Raw genomic sequence first — 15,710 nt, 5'->3', positions numbered from 1 at the left:
CTTTCGCCCCTCTCTTCGCCAAAGAAAAACGTCATCGTCATCTTCAACTAAACTTGTAACCGTTATCACATTTAAGGAGATGGAGAACCATGAAACAAACCGTTGCTGCTTTCATCGCCAAAACGCTGGAACAGGCTGGCGTAAAACGAATCTGGGGCGTCACTGGCGATTCCCTGAACGGCCTGAGCGATAGTCTTAATCGTATGGGAACCATTGAATGGATGCCAACCCGCCACGAAGAGGTTGCCGCTTTCGCCGCCGGCGCACAAGCGCAGCTTACCGGCGAGCTGGCAGTGTGCGCCGGTTCATGCGGACCGGGCAACCTGCACCTGATCAATGGCCTGTTTGATTGCCACCGTAACCACGTCCCTGTTCTGGCGATCGCCGCCCATATTCCGTCCAGTGAAATCGGCAGCGGTTATTTCCAGGAGACCCACCCGCAGGAGTTGTTCCGTGAATGCAGCCACTATTGCGAGTTGGTTTCCAGCCCGGAGCAGATCCCGCAGGTGCTCGCCATCGCCATGCGCAAAGCGGTGCTAAACCGCGGCGTCTCCGTGGTCGTACTGCCGGGTGACGTGGCGCTGAAACCCGCGCCTGAAAACGCCGTCACTCATTGGTACCATGCCCCGCACCCCGTCGTCACGCCGGCGGAGGAAGAGCTGAAAAAACTGGCGCAACTGCTGCGCTACTCCAGCAATATCGCATTGATGTGCGGTAGCGGCTGCGCGGGCGCGCATGAGGAGTTGGTCGCGTTGGCGGCAAAACTAAAAGCGCCAATCGTTCATGCCCTGCGCGGCAAAGAGCACGTTGAGTACGATAACCCTTATGATGTGGGAATGACCGGCCTGATTGGCTTTTCTTCTGGCTTCCACACCATGATGAACGCCGATACGCTGATCCTGCTCGGCACCCAGTTCCCCTACCGCGCCTTTTATCCGAGCGATGCCAAAATCATTCAGATTGACATCAACCCGGGCAGTATTGGCGCGCACAGCAAAGTCGACATGGCGCTGGTGGGCGATATTAAAGCCACGCTTCGCGCCCTGCTGCCGCTGGTGGAAGAAAAAAGCAATCGTAAATTCCTCGATAAAGCTCTGGAGCACTATCAGGACGCCCGTAAGGGACTTGATGACTTAGCCAAACTCAGCGATAAAGCCATCCATCCACAATATCTGGCGCAACAAATTAGCCATTTCGCCGCTGACGACGCTATTTTTACCTGCGATGTCGGCACGCCGACCGTCTGGGCGGCCCGCTATCTAAAAATGAACGGCAAGCGCCGCCTGCTGGGCTCGTTTAACCACGGGTCAATGGCCAACGCCATGCCACAGGCGCTCGGCGCTCAGGCCACCGCGCCGGGTCGGCAGGTTATCGCGATGTGCGGTGATGGCGGCTTCAGTATGCTGATGGGCGATTTTCTCTCGGTGGTACAGATGAAGCTGCCGATAAAAATCGTCGTCTTTAATAACAGCGTGCTGGGCTTTGTGGCGATGGAAATGAAAGCCGGCGGCTACCTTACCGACGGTACCGAACTGCACGACACCAATTTCGCGCGTATCGCCGAAGCCTGCGGCATTACCGGTATTCGCGTGGAAAAAGCCGCAGACGTGGACGGTGCGCTACAGCGCGCGTTTTCCATTGACGGCCCGGTACTGGTTGACGTGGTCGTGGCAAAAGAAGAGCTGGCGATCCCGCCGCAGATCAAACTGGAACAAGCGAAAGGCTTTAGCCTGTACATGCTACGCGCCATTATTAGCGGCCGCGGCGATGAAGTGATCGAACTGGCGAAAACGAACTGGCTAAGGTAAAACAGTGCACATCACCTTTTAAAATCCAGGGATGTGCCATGATTGATTTACGCAGTGATACCGTTACCCGACCGGGCCGCGCCATGCTCGAGGCGATGATGACCGCCCCGGTCGGGGACGACGTATACGGCGATGACCCTACTGTTAACGCCCTTCAGCGCTACGCCGCCGACCTTTCCGGTAAAGAAGCGGCGCTTTTTTTACCCACCGGCACCCAGGCCAATCTGGTCGCGCTGCTTAGCCATTGTGAACGCGGCGAAGAGTATATCGTCGGTCAGGGCGCGCATAATTATCTCTATGAAGCTGGCGGTGCGGCGGTGCTCGGCAGCATTCAGCCGCAGCCCATCGACGCCGCCGCGGACGGTACGCTGCCGCTGGAGAACGTGGCGGCGAAGATTAAAGCGGATGACATCCACTTCGCGCGTACGCGCTTGCTCAGTCTGGAAAATACGCATAACGGGAAAGTGCTGCCGCGCGCGTATCTGAAAGACGCCTGGACGTTTACCCGCGAACGTGGGCTGGCGCTGCACGTTGACGGCGCCCGAATTTTTAACGCGGTGGTTGCCTACGGCTGTGAGTTAAAAGAGATTACGCAGTATTGCGACTCTTTTACCATCTGCCTGTCAAAAGGTCTCGGAACGCCGGTCGGTTCGCTGCTGGTCGGCAACCGCGATTACATTAAACGCGCGACGCGCTGGCGTAAAATGGTCGGCGGCGGAATGCGTCAGGCCGGGATTCTGGCAGCGGCCGGACTGTATGCGCTGAAGCATAACGTGGCGCGTCTGCAAGAGGACCATGATAACGCCGCCTGGCTGGCGCAGCAGCTTCGGGAAGCGGGCGCAGAGGTCATGCGCCACGAAACGAATATGCTGTTTGTTCGCGTTGGCGAAGCACAGGCCGCCGCGCTTGGCGACTATTTACGGGAACGGAATATCCTGATTAACGCCGCGCCGATTGTGCGTCTGGTGACGCATCTGGATGTCTCTCGCGAACAGCTTGCCGACGTCGTCGCCCACTGGCGCGCCTTTTTAGCCCGCTAAGGAGAGCAACGTGGCGCAACGCATTCTGGTTCTCGGCGCCAGCGGCTATATCGGCCAGCACCTGGTCTGTGCGCTAAGTCAGCAAGGGCATCAGGTGCGGGCGGCGGCGCGGCGCGTCGAACGTCTGGAAAAACAGCGCCTCGCCAACGTCAGTTGTCATAAGGTCGATCTGCACTGGCCGGAAAATTTACCCGCGCTGCTTCGCGACATTGATACCGTTTACTATCTGGTACACGGCATGGGCGAAGGCGGCGATTTTATCGCCCATGAGCGTCAGGCGGCGCTCAACGTGCGCGACGCGCTGCGCCAGACGCCGGTTAAGCAACTTATTTTCCTCAGTTCATTGCAGGCGCCGGCGCATGAGCAATCCGATCACCTGCGCGCCCGCCAGCTTACGGCTGACACGCTGCGCGACGCAGGCGTACCGGTGACGGAATTACGCGCCGGGATCATCGTCGGCGCAGGCTCCGCCGCCTTCGAAGTCATGCGTGACATGATTTACAACCTGCCAATACTCACGCCGCCGCGCTGGGTGCGTTCGCGCACCACGCCCATCGCTCTGGAAAATTTACTCTACTACCTGGTCGGCTTGCTGGACCACCCTGCGCACGAGCATCGTATTCTGGAAGCCGCCGGGCCGCAGGTATTAAGCTATCAGCAGCAGTTTGAACGTTTTATGGCCGTCAGCGGTAAACGGCGTCCGCTGATCCCGGTTCCTTTTCCGACCCGCTGGATTTCGGTCTGGTTTTTAAACGTCATTACCTCTGTGCCGCCGACTACCGCAAAAGCCTTAATCCAGGGGTTAAGGCACGATTTGCTGGCCGATGACGCCGCGTTAAAAAAGTTGATCCCCCAAACGCTTATCACCTTTGATGACGCCGTTCGCCGCACGCTAAAAGAAGAAGAAAAACTGGTGAACTCTAGCGACTGGGGCTACGACGCGCTGGCCTTCGCCCGCTGGCGTCCCGAATACGGCTATTTTCCAAAGCAGGCGGGCTTTACCGCGCAGACCCCGGCCAGCCTATCGGCGCTCTGGCAGGTCGTAAATCGGCTGGGTGGCAAAGAGGGCTATTTTTTCGGCAATATTTTGTGGCAGACGCGCGCCGCGATGGACCGTCTGGTGGGGCATAAACTGGCGAAAGGCCGCCCGTCGCATGCCTTGCTCAAGCCAGGCGATACGGTAGATAGCTGGAAAGTGATCATTGTCGAACCAGAAAAACAGCTCACGCTCTTGTTTGGCATGAAAGCGCCGGGCCTGGGGCGGCTTAGCTTCACGCTGCACGATAAAGGTCGCTACCGCGAAATTGACGTGCGCGCCTGGTGGCATCCACACGGAATGCCGGGCCTGATTTACTGGCTACTGATGATCCCGGCGCACCTGTTTATTTTCCGGGGAATGGCAAGGCGTATTGCCCGACTTGCAGAACAAATCACAGAAAAATGAGAAAAAGTTGCTGTATTCTTTCGTGTTTCCCATTGCATACCGACGTAATTCACGGAAGAATGCGCACGACGGTTTATTAAACACAGTGGATTGATATGAAGGTACTGGTTACCGGCGCCACCAGCGGCTTAGGTCGAAACGCGGTTGAATTTTTGCGCAATAAAGGCATCAGCGTCAGAGCGACGGGTCGCAATGAAGCGATGGGCAAGCTGCTTGAAAAAATGGGCGCGGAATTCGTCCATGCGGATTTAACCGAACTGGTCTCCTCGCAGGCTAAAGTGATGCTCGCCGGGATCGACACGTTGTGGCACTGCTCCAGCTTTACCTCGCCCTGGGGAACCCAACAAGCTTTCGATCTGGCGAATGTTCGCGCCACCCGCCGTCTGGGAGAATGGGCGGTCGCCTGGGGCGTGCGCAATTTTATTCATATCTCCTCTCCCTCACTCTATTTTGATTACCACCACCACCGTGATATCAAAGAGGATTTCCGTCCGCATCGGTTTGCCAATGAGTTCGCCCGCAGTAAAGCCGCCGGCGAAGAGGTGATTAATCTGCTGGCGCAGGCCAATCCGCAAACACGTTTTACGGTGTTGCGTCCGCAAAGCCTGTTTGGCCCGCACGATAAAGTATTTATCCCACGTCTGGCGCATATGATGCACCATTACGGTAGCATCTTATTACCGCACGGGGGCAGCGCGCTGGTCGATATGACCTACTATGAAAATGCGATCCACGCCATGTGGCTGGCCAGCCAGCCGGGCTGCGATCATCTGCCTTCTGGCCGCGCTTATAACATCACTAACGGCGAAAACCGCACCTTACGCAGCATCGTACAAAAGTTAATTGATGAACTGACTATCGACTGCCGCATTCGCTCTGTGCCTTACCCGATGCTGGATATGATCGCCCGCAGTATGGAGCGCTTCGGCAAAAAATCCGCCAAAGAGCCCCCGCTAACGCATTACGGCGTGTCAAAACTGAATTTTGATTTTACGCTCGATACGACTCGCGCGCAGGAAGAGCTGGGCTACCAGCCCATCGTCACGCTGGACGAAGGCATTGAACGCACCGCCGCCTGGCTACGCGATCACGGAAATTTACCGCGTTAATCCTGGCCGTACTTCTCCAGTAATGCTTCGGCAATCGCCTGCGTTTCGGCATCTGCGATACCGTTCCATTGCGCCGGACGGAAGTGCATCTGGAACGCCATAATCACCCGCTGCTGCTCGCGTGTCGTCATATCGGCTTTGACTTCATAACCATAGCGCGAGAGTAACGCAAGCACCGTTGCGGTATCGACTGGCGTATACGGCGCGCGTCCAGCCAGATAAAACGCTACACGCTGGGCGTCAGGCCAGGCGCCAATCCCCTGCGCCGCCAGCTCGCGCCACGGGAAGCGCGGGCCGGGATCGTCTTTACGCTGCGGCGCGATATCCGCATGGGCCACCACATTCTGCGGTTTGATGTCATAGCGCGCGATAATGTCCTTCGCTAACGGAATCAATGTCTGAATTTGCGCGGATTCAAACGGCGCGAAAGATTTCACCCCGCCGGACATTCGCCAGCCGCGATTTTCCAGCTCAATGCCAATAGACGTATCATTGAGACGCGTGGCGCCTCGCCAGAAACTGACGCCCGCATGCCAGGCCTGATCCTGTTCCGGCACCAGTTGCCAGATGCGCGGTTTACCGCCATATAATGGAGGGGTTGCGGGAATCAGGTAATGCGAACTGACGTTGCGACCCGTTAACGTCGCCAGCGAAACGTCAAAGTTTTCCGCCGTATAGTGAATCACCAGAACTTTAATGCGCGGATAGGCCGCCTGCGCCCGATGTCGGGTATCAAGCTGATATCCCTCTTTATCGATAATTCCTTTTTCGCTCGCGCAGCCTGTTAACAGCAACGCGAGACCCACCAGCCACAGTAGCGCTCTCATCGGCGCGTTTTCACCGCCGTTCCGCTGACGCTGACCATCAGCATACTGCCATCCTTGCCGACAGTTTCGTAATCAATATCGATGCCTACCACCGCATCGGCGCCCAACGCTTTAGCCTGCTCGCCAAGTTCCTGGAAAGCGATTTCACGCGCTTTACGCAGCTCTTTCTCATACGCGCCGGAACGTCCGCCGACGATATCCCGAATGCCGGCGAAAAAATCGCGGAAAATATTGGCACCTAAAATGGCTTCGCCCGTTACCACACCGCAATACTCCACGATGCTTTGTCCTTCCAGCGTTGGGGTTGTTGAAAACTGCATAGTGAATCTCCCAGGTTAGCTAAGCACACGATCTCAAACGCATTATCAAGCTGATACGCTATCATTGAAAGGATATAATTGATTATCGTAGATCGGTTTTTGCTCGATCGCCTATAAGGAAATCATCATGCGCTATTCTAAACTCTCTTTGCTCATCCCGTGCGCGCTTCTGCTTAGCGCCTGTACGACCGTCACTCCCGCCTACAAAGATAATGGCCCGCGTATCGGCGCGTGTGTGGAAGGCGGCCCGGACAGCGTGGCTCAACAATTTTACGACTACCGTATTCAACACCACAGCAATGATATCGCCGCGCTTCGCCCCTACTTGAGTGATAACCTGGCGAAATTGTTGACCGACGCCAGCCGCGATACGGAGCACCGTCAGTTGATGAGCGGCGATCTGTTCTCCAGCCGCGCTACGCTGCCGGATAGCGCCAGCGTCGCCAGCGCATCAACCATTCCGAACCGAGATGCGCGCAATATTCCTCTGCGGGTGGCGTTAAAACAGGGCGATCAAAGCTGGCAGGATGAGGTCCTTATGATTCACGAAGGCTCATGCTGGGTGATTGACGACGTTCGCTATCTGGGCGGAGATGTCCATGCCCCTGCCGGTACGCTGCGCCAGTCGATAGAAAATCGTTAACAGCCAGTATTCCCCGCTTTTGCACCCATAACCCCGTAAATTGTCTGGCATTCTGCCCGGGATGCCGACAATTCTTCTTACCTACTATTCCTCCTGCTATTTTGTGCTATGTTTAGGGAAGAATGTGGGATATATTTAACTTTTAACGCATAAATATTGCATAACTATTCTGCGAAAGGTACTATCTGCGGCTTCAATAGCTATCAGACTGCCTGTATACGAGTGTCAATGAGTATTCAATTAAACGGCATTAATTGCTTTTACGGCGCGCATCAGGCGCTGTTCGATATCACGCTGGATTGCCCCGAAGGCGAAACGCTGGTGTTGCTTGGCCCAAGCGGGGCGGGTAAAAGTTCGCTGCTGCGTGTACTCAATCTGCTTGAGATGCCGCGCTCCGGCACTCTGACTATCGCCGGGAACCATTTTGATTTTACGAAAACGCCGTCCGATAAGGCGATTCGTGAGCTACGTCAAAATGTCGGAATGGTCTTTCAGCAATATAATCTTTGGCCGCATCTCACCGTTGTGCAGAATCTGATTGAAGCGCCCTGCCGCGTACTGGGTCTGACAAAAGATCAGGCGCTGGCGCGCGCAGAAAAGCTGCTGGAGCGTTTACGTCTGAAGCCCTATAGCGATCGTTATCCGTTGCATCTTTCCGGCGGTCAGCAGCAGCGCGTCGCGATTGCCCGCGCGCTGATGATGGAGCCGCAGGTGCTGCTGTTTGATGAACCGACCGCCGCGCTGGACCCGGAAATTACCGCTCAAATCGTCAGCATTATTCATGAGCTGGCGGAAACGAACATTACTCAGGTGATCGTTACGCATGAAGTCGAAGTGGCGCGTAAGACCGCCAGTCGTGTGATTTATATGGAAAATGGTCACATCGTCGAGCACGGTGATGCGGGTTGCTTTGCCCACCCTCAGACCGAAGCGTTCAAAAACTATCTCTCTCACTAAGATTCGGGACAATGACAATGAAAAAAGTTCTGATTGCCGCGCTAATTGCAGGCTTTAGCCTTTCCGCTACAGCAGCCCAGACCATTCGTTTTGCGACCGAAGCGTCCTATCCGCCGTTCGAATCGATGGATGCTAATAACAAGATTGTCGGCTTTGACGTCGACCTGGCCAACGCGCTATGTAAAGAGATCGACGCCTCCTGTACCTTTACCAATCAGGCGTTCGACAGCCTGATCCCCAGCCTGAAATTCCGCCGCTTCGACGCTGTAATGGCGGGAATGGATATCACGCCGGAACGTGAAAAGCAGGTGCTGTTTACCACGCCATATTACGACAACTCCGCGCTGTTCGTGGGTCAGCAGGGCAAATACACCAGCGTCGATCAACTGAAAGGTAAGAAAGTCGGCGTACAGAACGGTACGACGCACCAGAAATTCATCATGGATAAGCATCCGGAAATCACCACCGTACCGTATGACAGCTATCAGAACGCGAAGCTGGATCTACAAAATGGCCGTATCGACGCTGTTTTCGGCGACACGGCGGTCGTGACCGAATGGCTGAAAGCCAATCCTAAGCTGGCACCGGTCGGCGATAAAGTCACCGATAAAGATTATTTCGGCACCGGTCTGGGTATCGCGGTACGTCAGGGCAACACCGAGCTGCAGCAGAAATTCAATACTGCGCTGGAAAAAGTGAAGAAAGATGGGACTTACGAGACCATCTATAACAAATGGTTCCAGAAGTAATCTTTGATGAACGAATTTTTTCCTTTAGCAAGCGCCGCCGGGATGACCGTCGGCCTTGCCGTCTGCGCGCTGATCATTGGCCTCGCGTTAGCCATGTTCTTTGCCGTCTGGGAGTCCGTAAAATGGCGCCCGATTGCCTGGATAGGCTCCGCGCTGGTCACTATTTTGCGCGGCCTGCCGGAAATTCTGGTGGTGCTGTTTATCTATTTCGGCTCCTCGCAACTCCTGCTTACGCTGTCTGACGGGTTTACCCTCCATCTCGGCTTTACACAGATCCCGGTGCAAATGGAGATTGAGAACTTTGACGTCAGTCCGTTCCTGTGCGGCGTGATTGCGTTGTCCCTGCTGTATGCGGCCTATGCGTCGCAGACGCTACGCGGCGCGCTGAAAGCCGTTCCGTCTGGTCAGTGGGAGTCGGGTCAGGCACTGGGATTATCAAAGACGGCGATTTTTTTCCGTCTGGTGATGCCGCAGATGTGGCGTCACGCCCTGCCAGGGCTGGGTAATCAGTGGCTGGTGTTGCTAAAAGATACGGCTCTGGTCAGCCTTATCAGCGTTAACGATCTGATGTTACAGACCAAAAGTATTGCCACACGCACCCAGGAACCGTTTAACTGGTACATTATTGCGGCGGCTATTTACCTGGTCATTACGCTGATCAGTCAGTACATTCTCAAACGCATAGACCTGCGCGCGACACGTTTTGAGCGGAGGCCGGACTAATGCTTGAGTACTTACCTGAACTGCTAAAAGGGCTACACACCAGCCTGACGCTGACCGTGGCTTCTATTGCCGTCGCTTTGGTGCTGGCGTTAGTTTTTACCATTATCCTGACACTAAAAACGCCGTTCGTGGTGTGGCTGGTGCGCGGCTATATCACGTTGTTTACCGGTACGCCGTTGTTGGTGCAAATTTTCCTGATCTACTACGGACCCGGTCAATTCCCGACACTGCAAGAGTATCCGCTACTCTGGCATCTACTGTCTGAACCGTGGCTGTGCGCACTGATCGCGTTGTCGCTAAACAGCGCCGCTTACACCACGCAGCTATTTTATGGCGCGATTCGCGCGATTCCGGAAGGTCAGTGGCAGTCCTGCGGCGCGCTGGGGATGAGTAAGAAAGATACGCTGGCGATTTTGTTGCCCTATGCGTTTAAACGCGCCCTCTCCTCCTATTCTAATGAGGTGGTACTGGTCTTCAAAAGTACCTCGCTGGCCTATACCATCACCTTGATGGAAGTCATGGGGTACAGTCAGTTGCTCTATGGTCGTACCTACGATGTGATGGTATTTGGCGCGGCAGGCGTAATTTATCTGGTCGTCAACGGTCTATTGACGCTGATGATGCGTTTGATTGAGCGTAAAGCCCTGGCGTTTGAGCGGCGCAATTAACCAGGCAGGATAAGGCATTCTCGCCGCCGTTCGACAATGGTCAGATGGCGCTGCGCTTATCAAGCCTACGATGCATAATTTTGAATAAACCCGACGGACAAGTGGTTAACTTGTCCGTCTTTTTTTATCCATTTTAAAATATTTAATCATTTTTATTGCATACAAATTCAATTAATGGCATTGTAAATCTATGCCGCAGACACGGCGCATAATCATAAGATTACGGGAGTGACATCATGAAAAAGTTAGTTCTGGCCGCATTACTCGCCTCTTTCGCCACTGGCAGCATCGCCGCTGAAAAAATCAATTTCGGGGTTTCCGCCACCTATCCCCCGTTTGAATCCCTGGATGCGAGTAATAAAATTGTGGGCTTCGATATCGATCTGGCAACCGCATTATGCAAGCAAATGCAGGCAGAATGTACTTTTACCAATCATGCTTTCGATAGTCTTATCCCGGCGCTGAAATTCAGAAAATATGATGCCGTCATTTCCGGAATGGACATTACCCCGGAGCGCAGTAAGCAGGTCGCCTTTAGCAATCCCTATTATGCGAACTCCGCGCTGGTGATTGCCAAAAAAGACACCTATAAAACCTTTACCGATCTAAAAGGTAAGCGTATCGGTATGGAAAATGGCACCACGCATCAAAAATATCTCCAGGATAAACATCCGGAGGTCAAAACCGTGGCCTACGACAGCTACCAGAATGCGATTATCGACCTGAAAAATGGCCGTATTGACGGTGTCTTTGGCGATACCGCAGTGGTCAATGAGTGGCTGAAAACGAATCCGCAACTGGGTCCGGCAACAGAGAAAGTGACCGATCCGCAATACTTCGGTACCGGACTTGGCATCGCGGTGCGCCCGGACAATAAGGCGTTGCTGGAAAAACTGAATGATGCGCTGGCCGCCATTAAAGCGGACGGCACTTATCAGAAAATCAGCGATCAGTGGTTCCCGCAGTAAGACGTATGTGATTAGCCCACCGTGTTGCGAAATGGCAGTATAAATACCTTATTCAGACCACGAAATCATCCAGGCCTGATAAGCGCAGCGCCATTGAGCATTCTACAGTTTGTCATCAGTCTCAAACGCCTGCATCAACAGGCGATTCGGACTAATACTTGCCGGGTGACGCTGACGCGTACCCGGCTTACAACATTGTTACGTTTTTAGATAACATCCAGACCCAGACGGCGATACTGCTCCGCCGGAGCATCATTTTCTTTCATCAAACGGATAAGTAAGTTGATCATCCTTGCTTCGATGGCCTCATCATGAATAGGATGTTGCTGCTGCGGATCGTCTCTGAGATCAAACAAGAGATGACCAAAGCTATTCACACCTTTATATTTTTCCCTGGCCGGAATACGTAATACCTGAAGCCCTTTAGTGAATTTAAACGGAGGCGCCAGAGATAATTTTCCCAGTTCATCCACGTCATAACGCGCATTCATCTTGATCGGCATTAACGTGTAGTTCGCAATGTCATGCTCACGCCCCGGCTGCGCGGCCCGCATATAAACATAGCGTCCGTCGGTAACATTAACATGTCCGCTAAACACGCCAAACAGCGCGCCTTCCCTGACGGGTTCATCACTGGCAATGACTTTCGCCAGCGGTTGGCCCTGCATATCTGCGGGAATAGGTTGCTGAAAATAATCCAGTAGCGTTGGCGCCCAGTCAATCATCTGCACCAGCGACTGCCGCCGCGCTCCGCATACCGCGCTGCGCGGGTCCCAGATAAACAGCGGGTTATTCGCCACCTCGTTATAATAGGGCATTTGATTTTTAGCCCACCAACCGTGCTCCCCCAGCAAGAAGCCGTGATCGGTACCGACAATCAGCATCGTATCGCGCCAGAGATCGTGTTCATCCATCAGATCAAGGATACGTCCAAGATTGCGGTCGCACATGGAAACCAGGGCCCGATAACGACAGCGAATATGCGCTATCGCCTCCTCGCTTTCACTGACTTTGCCGCGCGGCCAGTCATAATGCGGGCCTTGCCACTCATCGTCATAGAGCGATAAATATTCCTCGGTGGTATAAAACGGCTCATGCGGATCGAACGTCTCAACCTGCAATAACCAGTTATCTTCGGCATGATTTTTATGGATAAAATCGCACCCGGCGTCAAAAACTTTCGTCTGGGGAAAATCGGCTTCCTGCTGGATGTATTCGCGGTTCGCCCAGTCGTGACGCCATAGCCCGGAAACGCCGCCTCCGGTTTGTTTTTGTGGAACGCGCAATACTTCCGGAATGGGCGGCTCGCCAACGCTCGCCTTCCAGTGATCGCCCTCCTGACCGCGTACTACGTCCCAGGAGCTATAGCGGTTATGGTAGTTACCGCCGCCGTCTTCCCAGTAATGCAAATGATCGCTGATAAGATGGGTGTAGATCCCCGCTTTTTTCAATAATTCCGGCATGGAATCATCAAAGGGTTCCAGCGGCCCCCACTCACGATGCAGGAAATTATAGCGCCCGGTGTGCAGTTCCCGACGGGCTGGCATACAGGGCATACTGCCGACATAACTATTGTCAAAGGTGGCGGCATGTGCCGCCAGGCGTTGAAAGTTAGGCGCTTTCGTTAGCAAATCGCCATAGGGCGGCAAATAGTTTTTATTCAGACTGTCAAACAGCAGAATAATCGCTTTCATGACTCACCCTCATTTGTTGAGCAGGTGCGGAAAATTTTTCTCTACCACATCGTAAATCTGTTTACCTATTGATTCGCCATCCATGATATTTTCAATGGGAATGAGATATTGTCCGTGTTTAGGATCGAGGCTAACGACATCAAGCAATTTTTTTGAAATCGCATAAATATCTGCCCAGTCGGTAAATCCACCGACCTCTCCCGCTGCCGTATGCTCCATATCAAAAGAGAAGTCATATTTTGCTAACGCTTTTTTAACCACAGTCTGTAACATTACGCTACTGCCTACACCATAACCGCATACGAATAAAATATTTACAGAATCTTTCATAATAAAATCCTTTATATAAACCGAATCAATTAAATGGAATAAGGACCAAGATGGAACGTTGAAGCAATAAATTTCAGTAATTCACAAATCGCAGGCCACAGAGTCGCCCAGTCAAATATTCCCGTCCAGCCCACACCTTCTTTTGCCAGCCCGGTTAAAGGAATGGCCCATACCGTACCGAAAGTCTGAATAATCCCTAACAGGAAAGTACAAATAATAACGGAACGATATCCCCCCATTCGGTTGGCTAATACGCCGATGGGACCGCCGGAAAAGAAGAGCGGAACAAAACCAGGCAATACCATAATAGGGCTATGGATGAGCAGCAGAATGCCCATGGAAAAAATCGTGCCGAAGGTACAAAAGACGAATCCCAGCGTGGCCGCGTTCGGCGAAAAAGGTAATAAAGCAGCAACATCCACAGCCGGTATAGCATTAGGAATAAAGCGATCCTGCCATCCTTTAAACGAACCGTTAATTTCGCCTACCATCATCCGCACGCCCTGCAGCAAGATGACCATATACATAGAGAATTGCAGGCCCAGATTGATGATATAGATATACCAGGGTTTGCCTTTCGCCATTAACTGTACGTTATCGATCCCTGTCGCCAATAAAAAACCGCCAACGAAGAGCGTCATCACAATGGCGATTGCCGTCACGTTGTGGTTAAAAATGGCTAACCAACCGGGAAGTTTCAGGTTTTCGGCGTCATGCTTTTCCGGATCGCCGAATTTATGCGCGAATTTCGAGAAAAACCACAGTCCCAACATCTGGTTATGCGCGATGGTAAAACCGGCGTTATTGGTCACTTTGGCAATGGGTTTAACAATAAGCGTGGTTGAAAACGCCCAAAAAACCCCGGTCAATACCCCGGCAATCACAATGGATTGTACCCAACCGAACCCCAGCCAGAAGACAATTAACCACAGTACCGCCTGTGAATGTGAGACCCCGGTATTACCGGTAAGAAATATACCTTTTGCGCCGGTATAACGGCCAAATAAAACTAATATCAGGTTAGTAAAAAATGCCAGTACAAAAACGTATCCTACATAGCCGAAATTATCGCCCAGCGCTATTTGCGTCGCGGCTTTCATGGCATATGAATCCATTAAGTATCCATGCACGCCATAAGCCTTGCTGACTGCCTCTGCAACCGGTTTAAAAGTGGCTGAAAATTGAAAGCCGCCAAATAACACCATCATCAAACCGACCATCGCGCTGATCATACCGGTGATAATTTTTATAGGCGTCTTTTTATCCAGCGCATAGCCAACACCGACTAATATCCCAATTAATATTGCCGGTTCAGTTAAAAACGTTTGAATAACATCTATAAATTTGGCAAACATCGTCTGAACGCCCTCCATAAGCGTGCCTATTCGTTGTCATGATTGACCCCTTTACTGACGTTACGTATTGCTTCGCTGATGCTATTGAAATTTACCCGATAAACCACCTTGTCTAATTTTGCCTTACACGCACTGTAATAATCAAAATTAGTCATTAAAAGATTTAAAGTGATTATTTGTGATTTGATTTGCAAAAATAGGATAATATATAACCATGATCGATCGGAGTTTTTTATCGATCGATCATGGTTATTATTATTTATGGATAATTAGACAGTTAATATAGATATTTTGTATGTCTGGCTTTTGGCGCTACAGCCTGCAAAGCAATGTTAACACTTCATAATGCGCGGTATGCGGGAACATATCGAAAAGCTGAACACGTTGAATACGGTAGTTCGGCAGATGGCGAATATCCTGCGCCATCGTCTGCGCGTTACAGCTTGAATAAATAATAAAACGCGGCGCCATTTGTGCAAGGTAATCGCACAACGGCTTGCCAATGCCACGGCGGGGAGGATTCACCAACACCAGGTCGGGCGTTTCGCCTTGTGCGGTGGCGAATTGGGTGGAATCCAACGCCTGGAAATGAAGGCGGGTCAATCCCAGCTCGGCAGCGGATTGCTTCGCGCAGGCAATCGCCTCCGGCGCGATCTCAATACCGGTTAATTGCATCTGCGGCGTCGCGCAGTGCAGGCCGAATCCGCCCACTCCGCAAAAAAGATCCCACATATGGCGTACCGGCAGTTGCCCTACCCAATCGCGCGCCGTTGCATATAATCGGCTGGCGACCGTAGGGTTGGTCTGAAAGAAACTTTGCGGACGAATCCACAGCGGCACATCGTTAAAACGTTCCGCCAGCGCCTGCTGATCCGTCAGATAGATTTCCGTCTCCCCTTCCATAATCGCCATATGGATTTATTTTAAGAAAAATCGACAAATATCGTCCAGGAGCGCCGTTTTTCACGGTTGGACGGAACTATAGATAATCAAAATCGACGAACTTAGACGAACTTCACCGACTAAAAGTGTCCCATCCATGCCCCATAGATGTCCCAAGATTTTACCCCTGATT

The 15,710-nt window shown here is 52.6% G+C and carries 15 protein-coding genes and 1 pseudogene; 10 read left to right on the top strand and 6 right to left on the bottom strand.

Translation table 11 applies throughout. The annotated features are described in order from the left end of the window. Positions 1-89 precede the first annotated feature (89 nt). The 4 genes from poxB (at position 90) to ACLJRH_RS15660 (ending at position 5,401) form a co-directional block, all read left to right on the top strand. Complete coding sequence (poxB, locus tag ACLJRH_RS15675) at positions 90-1,808, top strand: ubiquinone-dependent pyruvate dehydrogenase (protein WP_023215071.1); 1,719 nt, start codon at positions 90-92, stop codon at positions 1,806-1,808. Positions 1,809-1,846: 38 nt separating this feature from the next. Then, positions 1,847-2,848, top strand: a complete 1,002-nt coding sequence (gene ltaE / locus ACLJRH_RS15670; protein WP_000566346.1) for a low-specificity L-threonine aldolase — start codon at positions 1,847-1,849, stop codon at positions 2,846-2,848. A gap of 10 nt (positions 2,849-2,858) precedes the next feature. Beyond that, complete coding sequence (locus ACLJRH_RS15665; protein ID WP_023223109.1) at positions 2,859-4,292, top strand: SDR family oxidoreductase; 1,434 nt, start codon at positions 2,859-2,861, stop codon at positions 4,290-4,292. Positions 4,293-4,387: 95 nt separating this feature from the next. After that, a complete protein-coding gene (locus tag ACLJRH_RS15660) occupies positions 4,388-5,401 on the top strand; it encodes an NAD-dependent epimerase/dehydratase family protein (protein WP_023136809.1) in 1,014 nt (337 codons plus the stop codon). Here the strand turns inward: ACLJRH_RS15660 and ACLJRH_RS15655 are convergent. Beyond that, positions 5,398-6,228, bottom strand: a complete 831-nt coding sequence (locus ACLJRH_RS15655; protein WP_023136808.1) for an N-acetylmuramoyl-L-alanine amidase — start codon at positions 6,226-6,228, stop codon at positions 5,398-5,400. The genes ACLJRH_RS15660 and ACLJRH_RS15655 overlap by 4 nt on opposite strands. Continuing rightward, positions 6,225-6,548, bottom strand: coding sequence for a heavy metal-binding domain-containing protein (locus ACLJRH_RS15650; RefSeq protein ID WP_001160725.1), 324 nt, complete (start codon positions 6,546-6,548; stop codon positions 6,225-6,227). The genes ACLJRH_RS15655 and ACLJRH_RS15650 overlap by 4 nt, the downstream gene beginning before the upstream one ends. A gap of 127 nt (positions 6,549-6,675) precedes the next feature. Between ACLJRH_RS15650 and ACLJRH_RS15645 the strand changes: the two genes are divergently transcribed. From ACLJRH_RS15645 to artJ, 6 genes are all read left to right on the top strand, one after another. Further along, positions 6,676-7,191, top strand: a complete 516-nt coding sequence (locus ACLJRH_RS15645; protein WP_001270726.1) for a lipoprotein — start codon at positions 6,676-6,678, stop codon at positions 7,189-7,191. Positions 7,192-7,419: 228 nt separating this feature from the next. Continuing rightward, complete coding sequence (gene artP, locus ACLJRH_RS15640; RefSeq protein WP_000027186.1) at positions 7,420-8,148, top strand: arginine ABC transporter ATP-binding protein ArtP; 729 nt, start codon at positions 7,420-7,422, stop codon at positions 8,146-8,148. 17 nt (positions 8,149-8,165) lie between these two features. Then, on the top strand, positions 8,166-8,897 hold the full coding sequence (gene artI / locus ACLJRH_RS15635; RefSeq protein ID WP_000756586.1) for an arginine ABC transporter substrate-binding protein ArtI: 732 nt from the start codon (positions 8,166-8,168) through the stop codon (positions 8,895-8,897). A 6-nt stretch (positions 8,898-8,903) separates the two neighbouring features. Then, positions 8,904-9,620, top strand: coding sequence for an arginine ABC transporter permease ArtQ (artQ, locus tag ACLJRH_RS15630; protein ID WP_001001677.1), 717 nt, complete (start codon positions 8,904-8,906; stop codon positions 9,618-9,620). Then, positions 9,620-10,288, top strand: coding sequence for an arginine ABC transporter permease ArtM (gene artM, locus ACLJRH_RS15625; protein WP_000895393.1), 669 nt, complete (start codon positions 9,620-9,622; stop codon positions 10,286-10,288). Before artQ ends, artM begins: the two co-directional genes overlap by 1 nt. A gap of 236 nt (positions 10,289-10,524) precedes the next feature. Then, entirely contained in the window at positions 10,525-11,256 is a 732-nt protein-coding gene (gene artJ, locus ACLJRH_RS15620) for an arginine ABC transporter substrate-binding protein ArtJ (protein ID WP_000737537.1), read from the top strand. Between the two features lie 206 nt (positions 11,257-11,462). On the opposite strand, the gene ACLJRH_RS15615 is transcribed toward artJ, so the two are convergent. The 4 genes and pseudogenes from ACLJRH_RS15615 to ACLJRH_RS15600 all read right to left on the bottom strand — a co-directional run. Next, positions 11,463-12,950 (bottom strand): sulfatase, encoded by a 1,488-nt coding sequence (locus tag ACLJRH_RS15615; protein ID WP_000644018.1) that lies wholly within the window; start codon positions 12,948-12,950, stop codon positions 11,463-11,465. Positions 12,951-12,959: 9 nt separating this feature from the next. Beyond that, positions 12,960-13,280, bottom strand: coding sequence for a PTS sugar transporter subunit IIB (locus ACLJRH_RS15610; RefSeq protein ID WP_000655399.1), 321 nt, complete (start codon positions 13,278-13,280; stop codon positions 12,960-12,962). 29 nt (positions 13,281-13,309) lie between these two features. After that, on the bottom strand, positions 13,310-14,653 hold the full coding sequence (locus tag ACLJRH_RS15605; RefSeq protein WP_000399318.1) for a PTS sugar transporter subunit IIC: 1,344 nt from the start codon (positions 14,651-14,653) through the stop codon (positions 13,310-13,312). 294 nt (positions 14,654-14,947) lie between these two features. Continuing rightward, a pseudogene (locus ACLJRH_RS15600) lies at positions 14,948-15,553 on the bottom strand (methyltransferase domain-containing protein); the annotation flags it as partial. Positions 15,554-15,710: the final 157 nt, after the last annotated feature.

The sequence above is a fragment of the Salmonella sp. SAL04162 genome (assembly GCF_046551535.1).
Taxonomy (GTDB): domain Bacteria; phylum Pseudomonadota; class Gammaproteobacteria; order Enterobacterales; family Enterobacteriaceae; genus Salmonella; species Salmonella enterica.
The sequence above is the reverse complement of the archived record's forward strand: the minus strand, read 5'-3'. Positions and strand labels throughout refer to the sequence as shown.

Coding starts and splice junctions, on each gene's coding strand:
- poxB (WP_023215071.1), top strand. CDS start 90: ATGAAACAAACCGTTGCTGCTTTCATCGCCAAAACGCTGGAACAGGCT.
- ltaE (WP_000566346.1), top strand. CDS start 1,847: ATGATTGATTTACGCAGTGATACCGTTACCCGACCGGGCCGCGCCATG.
- ACLJRH_RS15660 (WP_023136809.1), top strand. CDS start 4,388: ATGAAGGTACTGGTTACCGGCGCCACCAGCGGCTTAGGTCGAAACGCG.
- ACLJRH_RS15655 (WP_023136808.1), bottom strand. CDS start 6,228: ATGAGAGCGCTACTGTGGCTGGTGGGTCTCGCGTTGCTGTTAACAGGC.
- ACLJRH_RS15650 (WP_001160725.1), bottom strand. CDS start 6,548: ATGCAGTTTTCAACAACCCCAACGCTGGAAGGACAAAGCATCGTGGAG.
- ACLJRH_RS15645 (WP_001270726.1), top strand. CDS start 6,676: ATGCGCTATTCTAAACTCTCTTTGCTCATCCCGTGCGCGCTTCTGCTT.
- artP (WP_000027186.1), top strand. CDS start 7,420: ATGAGTATTCAATTAAACGGCATTAATTGCTTTTACGGCGCGCATCAG.
- artI (WP_000756586.1), top strand. CDS start 8,166: ATGAAAAAAGTTCTGATTGCCGCGCTAATTGCAGGCTTTAGCCTTTCC.
- artQ (WP_001001677.1), top strand. CDS start 8,904: ATGAACGAATTTTTTCCTTTAGCAAGCGCCGCCGGGATGACCGTCGGC.
- artM (WP_000895393.1), top strand. CDS start 9,620: ATGCTTGAGTACTTACCTGAACTGCTAAAAGGGCTACACACCAGCCTG.
- artJ (WP_000737537.1), top strand. CDS start 10,525: ATGAAAAAGTTAGTTCTGGCCGCATTACTCGCCTCTTTCGCCACTGGC.
- ACLJRH_RS15615 (WP_000644018.1), bottom strand. CDS start 12,950: ATGAAAGCGATTATTCTGCTGTTTGACAGTCTGAATAAAAACTATTTG.
- ACLJRH_RS15610 (WP_000655399.1), bottom strand. CDS start 13,280: ATGAAAGATTCTGTAAATATTTTATTCGTATGCGGTTATGGTGTAGGC.
- ACLJRH_RS15605 (WP_000399318.1), bottom strand. CDS start 14,653: ATGGAGGGCGTTCAGACGATGTTTGCCAAATTTATAGATGTTATTCAA.